The organism is Fontibacter flavus (assembly GCF_042432905.1).
GTDB classification, from domain to species: Bacteria; Bacteroidota; Bacteroidia; order Cytophagales; family Cyclobacteriaceae; genus Fontibacter; species Fontibacter flavus.
Map to the genome: position 1 here is coordinate 24,332 of NZ_JBHLWI010000002.1, position 12,195 is coordinate 36,526.

8 protein-coding genes are annotated in these 12,195 nt (G+C 42.0%); 1 reads left to right on the forward strand and 7 read right to left on the reverse strand.

Annotated features, from left to right (window positions below):
- The first annotated feature begins 161 nt into the window (after positions 1-161).
- Positions 162-1,043: a PIG-L deacetylase family protein gene (locus tag ACFFIP_RS00965; RefSeq protein ID WP_382385688.1), complete on the forward strand. Its 882-nt coding sequence runs from the start codon at positions 162-164 to the stop codon at positions 1,041-1,043.
- Positions 1,044-1,441: 398 nt separating this feature from the next.
- On the opposite strand, the gene ACFFIP_RS00970 is transcribed toward ACFFIP_RS00965, so the two are convergent.
- From ACFFIP_RS00970 to ACFFIP_RS01000, 7 genes are all read right to left on the reverse strand, one after another.
- Positions 1,442-2,938: a S10 family peptidase gene (locus ACFFIP_RS00970; RefSeq protein ID WP_382385689.1), complete on the reverse strand. Its 1,497-nt coding sequence runs from the start codon at positions 2,936-2,938 to the stop codon at positions 1,442-1,444.
- A 65-nt stretch (positions 2,939-3,003) separates the two neighbouring features.
- Positions 3,004-4,455 carry an aldo/keto reductase gene (locus ACFFIP_RS00975; protein WP_382385690.1) on the reverse strand — a complete coding sequence of 484 codons (1,452 nt, stop codon included), beginning with the start codon at positions 4,453-4,455 and terminating at the stop codon, positions 3,004-3,006.
- 3 nt (positions 4,456-4,458) lie between these two features.
- Complete coding sequence (locus ACFFIP_RS00980) at positions 4,459-5,931, reverse strand: APC family permease (RefSeq protein WP_382385691.1); 1,473 nt, start codon at positions 5,929-5,931, stop codon at positions 4,459-4,461.
- Between the two features lie 76 nt (positions 5,932-6,007).
- Complete coding sequence (locus ACFFIP_RS00985) at positions 6,008-6,682, reverse strand: hypothetical protein (RefSeq protein WP_382385692.1); 675 nt, start codon at positions 6,680-6,682, stop codon at positions 6,008-6,010.
- Positions 6,679-7,344, reverse strand: coding sequence for a hypothetical protein (locus ACFFIP_RS00990; protein WP_382385693.1), 666 nt, complete (start codon positions 7,342-7,344; stop codon positions 6,679-6,681). The genes ACFFIP_RS00985 and ACFFIP_RS00990 overlap by 4 nt, the downstream gene beginning before the upstream one ends.
- A gap of 155 nt (positions 7,345-7,499) precedes the next feature.
- Complete coding sequence (locus tag ACFFIP_RS00995; protein ID WP_382385694.1) at positions 7,500-9,377, reverse strand: proton-conducting transporter transmembrane domain-containing protein; 1,878 nt, start codon at positions 9,375-9,377, stop codon at positions 7,500-7,502.
- A gap of 3 nt (positions 9,378-9,380) precedes the next feature.
- Positions 9,381-11,870, reverse strand: coding sequence for a YbcC family protein (locus tag ACFFIP_RS01000; protein ID WP_382385695.1), 2,490 nt, complete (start codon positions 11,868-11,870; stop codon positions 9,381-9,383).
- Positions 11,871-12,195: the final 325 nt, after the last annotated feature.

Here is a 12,195-nt window from a genome sequence, read left to right on the forward strand (position 1 = left end):
AGTATTGAAGCAGATATAAAAAAGCGGCAGGGAAACTTGCCGCTTTTTTTTTGAAAAGGATTACTAATCCCGAACAGAGGAGGATTGAAAGGCCAGTCTTTCGCGGTAATACTGATTTTTACTATATTAGAGAGCACAATCACTCTCAAACCAAGCCTTTTATGAGGTATCTACAATTTCTAAGCCTTATCATTTTCTTATATTCCGTCTTTCCAGTTCAGGCACAAAACCAACCCTTGAGAATCATCATGATCGGCGCCCACCCGGATGACTGTGACATCAAAGGGGGAGGAACAGCAGCTTTATTCGCGGAAATGGGCCACCAGGTTAAATTCATTTCTGTGACCAATGGAGATGCAGGGCACATGCAACAGGGCGGAGGTGTACTGGCCAAAAGAAGGACCGATGAAGCCAAAGAAGCGGGCAAAAGATTGGGTATTGAATATGAAGTATTGGACCACCATGATGGGGAGTTATTGGCAACCTTGCCAATACGATTAGAAATAATCCGGAAAATCAGAGAATGGAATGCTGATGTGGTAATTTCTCACCGCTCTAATGATTACCATCCTGACCACCGCTATACCGCCATTTTGGTACAGGATGCAGCATTTATGGTAGGGGTTCCCAATATTGCTCCAGATACACCGCCATTGGTCAAAAACCCTGTGTTCCTTTACTTTCAGGACAATTTTCAGAAACCATATCCTTTTAGAGCTGACATTGCTGTAGATATAAGCGCTGTATTGGACAAAAAGATACATGCGATGGATGCCCATGAATCACAGTTTTACGAATGGCTGCCTTGGATCGGAAAGTACGAGCAAGAAGTGCCTAAGGAGAAAGAAGAAAGGCTGAAATGGCTGAAATCCAAAAGGTCCGGAACAGTTTCAGAAGCAGCAAGGACAAGTTTACAGAAATGGTATGGAACCGAAAAAGCCTCTCAGGCAAAACATGTGGAACTGTTCGAAATCTGCGAATATGGAACACAGCCCACTGAAGCCGATATCAGGAGACTGTTTCCTATGTTGAAAAATAAGTAGTCTTGTCTCCTTTTATTAAATCACAATAGAGACATAGGAGAGCACATAGTTTGTCAAAACTTTTGTACGTACTTGTTCTATGTGTACTCCTATGATTCTAAAGAGGTAAAATTATCAACATCTAAAAAGGATAGCTCCGCGAAATATCAGAGGCGGTCCCTATGGGACCGGTGCATAATTTGCGGCCATATTTTCTGCCGATAGGTTGTGCCGCTGGCACAATGCATTACCGGCTCGCTAGGAAATGTGATAATTCTTAAAGGATTTTTTGGCTACTATTTCCACTTAATCAAATAAAAATTTGGCTTCTCTATGGTACAATCCCATAGGGATTGCCTATTTGTCCTCATAGCTTCTCGAATTTTGCCTCACCCTTCCGGAATCCTCCTTCGTAAATTTCATTTGCTTCCCATAAACTCCCGGATATCCTTCACTAATTTTTCAAAATCAGGCTTATGGTTGTACATCATATGTCCACCTTCGTAATAGGTCATTTTCACCCTATCCATAGGAATATCATGTCTTGCAAAGGTATATTCCGCATCCAAAAAAGGCGTAATCAGGTCGTAGTATCCATTGGCCACCATCACTTTCAAATCCTTGTTTCTGCGCATAGATTCTCCAAGACTTCTGGCCACATTCACATAAGAAGGCTCCCAATAAGCTCCCTGAGGAACAGGCCTCCAATTCCATTTTCCTCCAATATTCCTATTGGAAGTCAAATAGGGTCTATCCACTTTCACTTTCAAAATTTGTGCAAAATAGTCATTCAATGCAGCCGTATAAGCTGCATCTATGCTATAACTGGAAGGATCTCCCAAAGTAGGTCTATCTGCAGTCTGATCTCCTTCTTCTCCCAGATATCTTCCGTCCAAAGTACCAATGGTTTTACCCTCAGCCCTTAACAGTTCTTTTTTGAAACGGGAAGTAAGAATCCTATTCTCCGACCTGAGTACATATTCCGGATTCAGGCCTAGAAAATAAGATATTTTTGAGGCAACTGCGCTCTTTTCGGATGTGGATAACTGATTACCCATATACAGGGAAGTCAGATACTCACCATAGGCAAATTCCCTTGCCTCTTGAACAAAATCCTGCAATCTTTTGCCTTGACCAGCTTTTCCATGGTACCAAGCTGTTGCTGCCATGGTAGGGAAATAAGTAAAGTAAGAGGCAATATTGTCATGTGCTGAAGTGCTACCATGATAATCCAATGCCTGAGAAATCAATATCAATCCATTCAATGCCATTGTCTGACCTCCACCTTCTAACGCGGCGGTAACGGCCGCAGCCCTGGTTGTTCCAAAGCTTTCTCCTGCGATATATTTGGGTGACTGCCAACGCTGATGCTGAGTTATCCACAACCTCATAAACTGCGCAATAGAACGTGCATCTTCCATCAAACCCCAAAAGTCCTCCGTTTTCCCTTTGCCTATCACTGTGGAAAACCCAGTTCCAATAGGATCTACGAATACCAAATCAGTAATATCCAACAGGGCCAGGTCATTGTGGATAACCTCAAAAGGTGCTGCCCCATCATCTTCTTTAGCATCTGAGTCCACATTGACTACTTTAGGACCAAAAACCCCCATATGCAACCAAACGGAAGCCGAACCTGGCCCTCCGTTAAAAATGAATGTTACCGGCCTTTTTCCCGGATTGGGATCTTCTTTGAGGTATGCGGTAGACCACAAGGCAGCAATGGGTTCTCCACTTTCATTTTTCAAATGTGTCTCTCCCGAGATAGCCTTGTATCTCATTTTTACACCATGAAATGTACCTTCATGGCTTGTTTCAAATACAATTGGATCTCCAACCGGTTTGGCTTCTTCCTGCGCATGTATTGTGGATAAGTTAATCAGTAATGCAAGGAAAAAAAGAAATGTAGTCTTCATAAGCTAGGGGTTTTACTGGTAAACCAGTATGTGGATAAGTAAATATTTTTTGATGAATAAACCTTTCAAATTTCAGCTTCGGCTTCTATTTCGACCAAGTATCCCTCTCCGACCAATTTGGCTTCCACCAAAGTATTGGCGGGCTGAATATCCGCAAAACGCTGTCCATGGGCTCGGGCAACAGGCTCCCAGTTATCCACATCATTTACAAAAATCCTAGTCCGCACCACATCTTCAAGTTTTCCACCAAGGGAAACGATCGCTCCCTCAATTTTGTCGAGTACAAAATGTGCCTGTGCAGCAGGGTCATTCCCACCAATCATTTTATCTCCATGGGTAGCTGTTGTGCCGGAAACAGAAATCCGGTTACCCTTCCTGACTGCCCTACAATAGCCGGCCATGCCTTCCCAAGGTGTCCCGCTGAAAACTTTCTGACTGCCATGAGGCCCACTTACCACATCAAAAGGTTTGGGCATCGCCTCTAAATGATGGCTCAAATCCCCAGATGCGGTCAAAAAGGGAGGTTTCCTGTATTCATCCCCACAATCTCCCGGAATCGGATCCAGAACCGATTGCGCATGTTGGATGACCAACTTATCCACATCTGTCAGTTCAAATGAAAACAAGGATTTGGTCTCTTCAATATGGGCACTTTGACCCAGTCGGGCACCAATAATTACCCCCGCTACATATTCCTGTTCCAGAATGTATTTGGTAGCAATATTGGCAATGGATACCTCATGCTTTTTGGCGACTTTATCCACACTATTCAATAGTTGCTGAAAATTATCCCATCCCCCTGCTGCATCAATAAAGCGCTTGTATTTCATCTGCGACCAGGTGGCGCCATTTTCTATTGAGGGTTCCGGTTTTCCCAACCATTTCTCCGATAGGAAGCCTCCGGCCAAAGTACCGAAAGCCAACACTTTTACCCCATATTCTCTACAGACTTTTGCCATTTCTCCTGAGGCCCTTTGGTCTATCAAAGAATGACAAACCTGATTCGAGACGATCGGAATACCTGTAGCGCAGGCCATTCTGAGATGTGCTGCATCAAAATTAGTTACACCCAAATGCCTAATAAGGCCTTCTTGTTGTAATTCATGCAACCAGAATAATTGGTCCAACCATACGGGATCTAGGTAATTCCAAGCATGAAATTGCAGAAGGTCAATTTTTTTGGAGTTTAACCTGTATAATGCCCGCTCTACTGCTTTTCTTGTTTCGGCCTTAGAGCTTTTGCCTGGTTTGGGTACCCATTTGGTCAACAGTTGAGCCTGGGATCCCAAAGCATGCTTGGTCTTAAAAGTACCTGCAATAATTTCTGCCGAACCATAATGGTCCGCCATATCGAATGTAGTCAGGCCAGCCTCCACATACGGCGCCATGGCCAATGAGGTGGTTTCAGGGTCCAAAGTATTTCCCCCACGTTCCATATCTGCTATCTGCCAAAGCCCTGTCAAAACGCTTGAAATCTTCAAGTCAGGAGCCAATTCTGTATACATGCTTTTTTTCATCTTTTATGGGAGTTCTTTGAACAGCTTGCCAACATCCAAGCCTTTTCTTTTCATGAGTCTAAATTTATAACAGAAAATCCAAGAGCCAATACCCATGACGATCAACCAAATGGGAGTGGAGTGAAAATACCAAGCTCCCGCTTCTGCATTTAGGTCCTTCCAAGTGTGGATCAATAAAAAGAAAGTCAGCACAATTGTCCCAGTCCACCCAAGAATCTTTCTCCACATTATATCTTTGGCTATTTTGATTTCTTTCGACAGATCAGGGTTTCTTTTGCCAATACTCAACAAAGTGATGCACATCAAGAGAAAATTGACCATCATGGAGGTGACCATAATATCAATACCCAAAAAGAAATCTCCTGCAAAATGACTTCCCAAAATCCCTACACTAGCCATACAGCCACTCAAAATGATGGCCATGTAAGGGGTATGATATGTTTTATGAACTTTGGTAATCTTTTTTGGAAAAATACCATCTTCAGCCCAAGCAAACATCAATCTTGAAACTGATAATAGCATCGCAGGCAAATCATTGATAAGTGCTATAGCTGCCCCCAACACAATCATTGCAGTCAGGTAATCAGGTAACAAATAGCCCAACAAACCTGGCGCCGTAATATCCCGCTTCATGGCTTCTTCCGCTACAAAAGACCATGGCACAACATGATAGACAGCAGAGGTAAACAGAATGTAGTAAGCCCCAACAATCAGGATGGTTAAGCCAATAGCCAAGGGTAGTCGCTTTGTGGGGTTCTTTGCCTCACCACCAGCTTGGGCAATGCTATCAAACCCGATGAAACTCGCAAACAAGAGCGCTCCAGCAGACAAAAATGTGGATAAGTGGAATTCAGTGCTTGGATTCAATGAAACATCCCTTCCTTCTTTTGCCATCAAAGCGGAAGCAAATTCCTCTTGAGAAAAACTGAATCCGGCAACAATCACTACTCCTCCCATGACAAACATCAGAATCATCAAGGGAATCACAGTTTTCTCGTAAGATTTAGCACCAAGAATATTGACCCATACAAATAGCCATACTAAAAACAAGGCAAGGGCTACCCTCACCAGACCGGTATCCAAACTTTGAGCCAAACCATCATAGGAAAGGGCTGCTGCCACATCCCGCAAAAAAGGAACAGTTACATAAGCCACCACACCGATGACAATGGACAGACCAAACCATTGTGAAAAACTCGCCACAAATCCCAAATATGGATTCAGCCCTCTACTGGCATAAATATAACTTCCACCTGCCCTCGGCATGGCGGTAGCCAGGGAAGCGTAGGCAAAAGCAGCCAATAGTGCCGGTATGGCAGCAAAGACAAAAGCAGGAAGGACATATGGCCCGATACCGGGAACATGACGCTGAATCATAAAAGGCACCACATTGATAGAGGCACCCAACATGGAACAGATTCCCGTTGCTACCAAACCAGTTAATCCAAGTTGTCTTTGGAGCGTTTTGTCACTCATTTACTTACTTTCTTAGCAAGCAAAATCTTAAAAGTTTGAGTCAAATCAAAACTATCCTCCCATGTATTTTATGGTATTAGAAGATAAAGTTGAATCCAATACCGATAGATTGGCCAAAAGCAAAGCCGATTCCCCGATCTATTTGTTTTACGGGTATTGGGCGCGAATCAGTTTCAAGGAAATTGACTTCTTGACTACTCAAGGTTAAAAAGGGGGCATTTATTTCCAAAGATAAATTAGGAAGCATCCAGTAATGTAGTCCTACAGACAACCTACCTACATAATTTCTTACCGTTTGGTTGGTTTGTACATTGGTGCTGTTGTTATCAAATCGTTGTTCCCACCAGGAATATCCTATCCTTCCTTCTGCAAAAACCTGCAAGTTTTCATCCATATTGAAAAACCTTCGGGTAAATAAACCAACCCCATGTGTATCTATCCATTCCTGTAATTTTGTGGGAATTGCGCCGGTAGCCAATTGATCTCTTGAGGTTTTTAATTTACCCAAATTGACATCAGCCCCAATCAGCCAATGATTGCTTACCATATACCCCACTCTTGGAGAAAAATCAATCGCTCGAGTAAACTGGGAGCTTTCAAAATTTGAACCTGAAGTGGAAATAAAATCAGACTTGTAAGTGTTAAGGTCAATATTCACTTGACCACTAACAAACCAAAGTCCTTTCTCAACTTGTGCAAAGGAAGAGCCCATTAACCCTAGAAAAACGATCGTGAATATGAAATACCTCATCTTGGTCTGCTGATGAAAAAGTTAAAGCCTAAAGATAAAAAATTGCCATTGAGTCCTGTCGAAAAGGAATGCTCCTGTTCATTTTGGTCCCCAGTTGTTTGGGGAGTTTTTGTCCGTTGAAAACTATAAGAAAAAGGATTAATATTCCCTTCTATAGCAATCCATCTTCTGGGAAAATAGCTTATTCCAGCTTGTGTGTGCATGATGAGTCCTCTATTTTTCCGTAAGATTGCATCATTTTGTAGCTGAATAGTTTCGGATTCACCGAATGTGTAAGCTAAACCTCCTTGCAAATGAAAAAATACTTGTTCATTGATCGGTAAATACCGTCTCATAAATACTCCACCACGGCCTGACCACTGATTTTGACTATTCAGATTTTCTCCGGTTTGGTCATTTGTTATATTATAATTTAAATGATGATAGCCTAAATTTCCACCGATTACCCAATTTTGTTTGAAAAAATATCCAACCGTGGGCAACAAACTATAAGCGTTAGTTGAAAATCTTGTATCCGGAATATTGCCTGTACCAATTCTTAAGCTATTATCAGAGTTGAAGCTTATTTGGCCTCCAATCAGCCAAACTCTTTGCTCTGTTTGGGCAACTAAAGTTCCCGAAAGGACTAAAATCAGAAATGCAGTTGTTATAATTTTGTTCATGGTTTAAAAATAAGAATTAAGGAGACCAGAAAACTAACTTTTTCGAAAATAATGGGCGAAATCTAAAAAAAGAAGGGAAAATTCCGGAAGGGTAAATTGTCTTCCGGAATTTTTAAGGTAAAATCAAATACTGATTTTACATAGCTACATACTGATTAAGAAGATTTTAAAGCTGTAGTATGGTAATTTTTGACATGCGGGCCTAAGAAAAGTCTCGCATAAATTCTGATAAGAGCAATACCCCCAAAGATGAAACTGATGGCATCAAATGCCGCTAACACATATTGATCTTCATGGATATGACTAAAAATCAGGTCCACCCCAACAAAGGTTGGGCTGATCGGAAATCCCATGACGCCCAAAGCAGCTAATAGAAATATCATGGCAAGCTTTGGATATTCATACACATGGCCATAGTATTGATTGAGGTCGAAATAGTTTGGTTCTTTCTTTCTTAGGCTATCCAAAGCCAAATAACCGATCACACCCGCTACCACCACCCCACTGAGATAAATCAGTGTTTGGCTGTAATCGAAGCTTTCATTGAAAGAAACAGCCAAAGCAATCCAGAAATGGTTGGCCATCACCAACATCAAAGCCAATCTTGGATAAATTCTTTCTGAGAAGGCCTTAAAGACCATCATCAATCCCAATAAACCAAAGAAAACTGGTATGAAGCCCCGAATGATGGTTGGTATCCATTCCTGATTGAAGTACAGTAGTAGTCCCAAACCATAGAGTGGAAGAAAATACAACAAGAGATTTTTGGGTGTCAGGAAATCCAGTTTCCGACCCAATCTTTTGATCGGATTGAAGACCAGCCTGTTGAGCATTTTGTCCAAATTCCATTCCTTTAGAGAAAGGATATACAGACTATATTCCAACCTTTTGGGAAAGGTATCTTCGAGGGTAACCTCACGCGGTTTGAAATGGTAAAACTGATCACGAATCATATAGGCTACCACGGAAGGGGATACCAATAACTGGTAAGTTCTGAGAAATGCATTACCTGCGAAATGGATCAAAGCCAAGGTCTGTAAGCCTAAGGCCACTTCAATGAACATGATGCCAATCTGTGCAATGGAAGCATAAGCAATCTGGGTTTTGATTGTAGATTGAACCCTCGCAATAGGATAGGCAACGATTACTGTCACAAAGCCCAAAAGCCCGATCAATATCCTGGCAGTCAATTGGTGCTCCCAAAAAGGAAAAGTCCTTAACAGCAAGAAAACCCCAAAATGTACTGAAAGGGAACCATAGAATATTGCTGAGGAAGGCGTAGGCCCTTCCATTGCTCTTGGTAACCAAGATGAGAAAGGAAACTGTGCGGATTTGGCCGCTGCTGCTATCCATAAAGATATGGCGATAAACAGCCCAAGCCCCCCATGGGAAGCCAAATGTTCCGAAACCAGTTCTTCATCCAATAACTTGATAAAAGTGATGTTTTCATGCCAAAGATGATGGCTTGCCCACATCGCCAGGATAATCCCTATATCCCCAATCCGGTAAATGGAAAAAACCTTTACCGCATTTCTAACCGGCAAATAACGGTCTCGGTAAAAGGCAATCAAAAGGAAGGAAGAAATTCCCAACATTTCCCAGCCCAAAAACAGGGTTTCGAAATTACCGGCCAACACCGTTAGGTTATAGGCCAGAAAGAAGAAAAGCAGTGTGTTGAAAAACCGCTTATAACCTTCCTCCAAATGCATATAAAATCTGCTGTATCGGGTGATCAAGAAGGTTACAAATGCTCCTACCCAAAGGTAAACAGCCGTGATAGTATCAAAATAGAAATCCAACAGAAACTGGTAGTTACCATTGTTGTAGAGTTCCAGTTCACGGATATTGACCGGATTCATGCCTCCAATTATCCAATAGATGATATATCCTGTGATTCCCAGTAGTTGCAAACTTACCGTGACAAATGCTAGTCTCGAGAAACTGTTTTCCTGATTATCAGGCAGCACCAGGGAAATTAGGAATGCCAATAGTGGCAACAAGACAAATAAACTGATCATGACTTGATGTTCCATGACTTATGCGATGAGGTAAACAGGAAGATTTTCAGCAGTAGATTCCAGCACAGCATCGAGATCATCGATGGATGCGATGTGGGAAGTGACGGGATGGTATTCCACAAATTCCCCTTCTTTAAACACAAACGCCTGCTTACTGTCAGGATGGATACACACCAGTTTTACCCAATCATTGACGAACCATTCATAGGTAGCATCATGGGTTTGGATGGTTTTCAGCAGTATTTCGGGATCATTCTCCACAGTAATCAAAATCCTAAGTGGATCATGAATATTGACCATTTGAAGTGGCAAACCTGTGCGTAAATCACCATCCATGCCATTTGCTACACCAATCAGCCCCATCACATTATGTGGTAATTTACTTCCTGCTCCCAATCTGTGATTATCCACTTTGGAAAAGTAATATTCCAAATTGATCCCTCCACAAACGGGAGCCACTGCCTTGAGAATACCAAAAAGGTATTGACCCTCAGGATCAATACTATGGTCGTATGAATTTAGAAAAGCCCGTTTGTCCAGGAAGAGATGTCGGTTATTTTCCCTTTTTCCGACAACACAGAGCGCATTGGTGGCGTGGTTCCATTCCGGCCTAGTGACAAAGAGCGACAAAGCCCTCTTTTTCACCTGCTCATGAATTTTTTTTGCATCCTGCTTAGAGTCTATGGTATGGAAACGCCTAGACCTTTCTTTGGCATTATAGTCCAAGGCAATTTCGAAAGTCTGCACATTTCTTTCATGCAGGACTCTATTGGTGTCGGTCAAATCCTCCACATCATAAAACTCCATTTCATCACGTGTAGTATCATGTAAGCCTCCAACAAACTGTGTACTTTCAGGAATTACAAGACCTCTTTGGGCAAGCAATTCTCTCACTTCAGGATTATTACCGATAGCTGCAGCCACCCGTGCATTCACAGAACCTGACCTACCGCTACAGGCGCCACAATCATATCCAGCATAATGGGTATTATTCACCGAACTCGCTCCATGACCGATCACATAGATCAGAGGAGCAAAATCCTTTACCAAACCTATGCTTTTGAGTAATCCTTCCATGGCGTTCGCCATTTCAGAAACAGTGAAGCCCACCTGCAAACCATGATGCTTATGTTCAGGATTGATACATGCCACACTCAGCTTACCTTTGGGATCCATATGCTTGAAGGAAGAAACCATGGCGGGGGTTTCTGAGGGGAAAAAGATACTTTTCGCCATTTTCAAAGCAGACCAAAACCCCATCGTCTGTGAAATAGCCCAGCCACCAAAAATCCCTTTGGAATGCTTGCTGAAATGGGCATCCTTTTCGTGTCTGATTTTGGACTCAGATTCTTTGATGACATGTCCTGGGGTCACCGGAGCAGGGCAAACCTTGGTCATAAATTTGCCGTGTTCCGGCTGGAAATAGAAGGGAAGATTGAAGAAACCAGCCGTTCCATACGTCTGTGCTTCAGGCGCAAACCGTTCTACATACCGTCTAATGGAACAGGACCTGTCATCAATACAGAACATGGCCTGAAAAGACGCTTCTTTTTTGAAATCAGATGCATGACTTAACTGCAGACCTTTGATGACCTGATCGTAATAAGACCACTCCATTGCCTCCTGCCATAGTTTGTGGATTTCAAACCACTCGGATTTTTGGGGAGATTCTAAAAGGGGGCTTAGATCCTCAGGGATAAAAGGTCCCAGAGAAGACCATTTTTCTCCCCTTCTCCTGTCTAAGGCATCTAATTCAAGTATACATTCCAAAAAAATCAAGTCATGAAGGGAAACCTTCCTTTTATCCAACAGAGATTTTTCCTGGTGTTCCAGCACTGCCACCATCCCTGACCATCCTGGATGGGCAAATTGCTGATCAAAAAGGTACTGAGCATACCATTTTTCTTTGCCAACCAGTAGGTGGAGCAAATCTTCTAGCTTCGTACTTTTTTCGAAGAGAAGATTTCTCGCCCTTTCACTCTTGATAAAAGTGCTGAAGCTGTTTTTTTCTAAAGTCCTGATTCCTGCCAATAATCCTTTGGTGTCTGAAGGGAATTTCCATATGGCAATACCCTGATCAAGATAAGAACTGACCAACCGGAAGAGGACCTGATGCACCTCTTTATCCAAATTAAGGTTATAAGCAGTTTTCCAAAGTTTTCTGATCCGTCCAACCTTAGGTTCAGGATATTCCTGAACAGGACTATGCAATAAAAGATTACTCCAATAAGCCAATTTATCGGACCCTTTATGTTCAATGATGACTCTTTCAAAAATCAAAGGATTGATTTTCTTTTGGTGGTAGAGCTCCCGGAATTTTTCCAAATCCCAATAAACTTTATATCCGAAATTTTCTGCAGCCAATTGCAGTGCCTGATGAAAAGGCATGTGCTGAAAAGCATGCAAGGTATTGTGATGCACAAAGTCCTTTAACGGAGCTTGTGCAGGAAGGTAATGTCCCAGTTCAAGGATGACATGATCCAAATCAAATGACACTTTATGCGCCATATGCCAGAAGGTTTTTGATGAATTTACTGAATAAAAAGGAGATTTTTTCTCCTAACATAAGTAATTCCAATAGGAATATCTCAGTCCCTTTCCTGGGATTTCTTGAAATATCGTTTCGGAATAACTTATCAAAGTTATCGGAAGAAAAGAAGAACTCATGTGATGAAACACACATATTACTTTTTTAGGATATCACATCAATATACCTTCTTTTGAATTGGATAAGCCTTTAATGAAAATAGTTTCTTGCCCTTAGAGCAAAAAGAAAACTATATCGCTGTCTCATTTTCTAAATCAGAAATATTTCATTATTTTTCGAACTGTT

Bases quoted from the DNA above. Each gene is read 5' to 3' on its own strand.
- ACFFIP_RS00965 (WP_382385688.1), top strand. From the start codon at position 162: ATGAGGTATCTACAATTTCTAAGCCTTATCATTTTCTTATATTCCGTC.
- ACFFIP_RS00970 (WP_382385689.1), bottom strand. From the start codon at position 2,938: ATGAAGACTACATTTCTTTTTTTCCTTGCATTACTGATTAACTTATCC.
- ACFFIP_RS00975 (WP_382385690.1), bottom strand. From the start codon at position 4,455: ATGAAAAAAAGCATGTATACAGAATTGGCTCCTGACTTGAAGATTTCA.
- ACFFIP_RS00980 (WP_382385691.1), bottom strand. From the start codon at position 5,931: ATGAGTGACAAAACGCTCCAAAGACAACTTGGATTAACTGGTTTGGTA.
- ACFFIP_RS00985 (WP_382385692.1), bottom strand. From the start codon at position 6,682: ATGAGGTATTTCATATTCACGATCGTTTTTCTAGGGTTAATGGGCTCT.
- ACFFIP_RS00990 (WP_382385693.1), bottom strand. From the start codon at position 7,344: ATGAACAAAATTATAACAACTGCATTTCTGATTTTAGTCCTTTCGGGA.
- ACFFIP_RS00995 (WP_382385694.1), bottom strand. From the start codon at position 9,377: ATGGAACATCAAGTCATGATCAGTTTATTTGTCTTGTTGCCACTATTG.
- ACFFIP_RS01000 (WP_382385695.1), bottom strand. From the start codon at position 11,870: ATGGCGCATAAAGTGTCATTTGATTTGGATCATGTCATCCTTGAACTG.